The organism is Streptococcus sp. HMSC077D04, assembly GCF_001808785.1.
Lineage (GTDB): Bacteria > Bacillota > Bacilli > Lactobacillales > Streptococcaceae > Streptococcus > Streptococcus mitis_BX.
Genome location: NZ_KV794504.1, coordinates 1 through 458 on the forward strand (window position 1 = coordinate 1; position 458 = coordinate 458).

Sequence of the window (458 nt, forward strand, 5' to 3'; positions counted from 1 at the left end):
TCGATTGTGGCTCACGGTGGGGCAAAGTATGATACCATCTCTGGATTAAAAGGTTCAGGATTTATTGGCCGTATGATTGTGGGCTTTTTCGCCCTCCTCATTTGGCTTGTTCGGATAGTAAGTGCAGCCATGGTCAATCTTTTGGTATCTATTCGATTTATTCAACTCTACCTTATGATTCCATTTGCCCCTCTTACGATTCCAACATTTTTAAGTGATGAGTGGAAGTCTATTGGTATTGGCTATTTAAAAAATATTATGGTCTATGCGGTACAAGGGGTTCTCATTTTTCTGATTGTTTCTCTTGTTCCTTTATTTGAATCCGCTGGGAAAATAGCTGTTTCAAATGGTGCAGGAGTCTTGCAATCACTTGCGATTATGTTTGGTAGTTTGATACAAGCTATCTTACTGATTATTGCCCTCGTTGGTTCTCAACGTACGGCTCGCTCAATCTTAGG

General features: G+C 40.4%; 1 protein-coding gene. It reads left to right on the forward strand.

What is annotated here, in order from left to right; translation table 11 throughout:
* Positions 1 to 458 (forward strand): type IV secretion system protein (locus HMPREF2701_RS01640; RefSeq protein WP_186821209.1); only part of this gene is annotated, 458 nt, incomplete at both ends.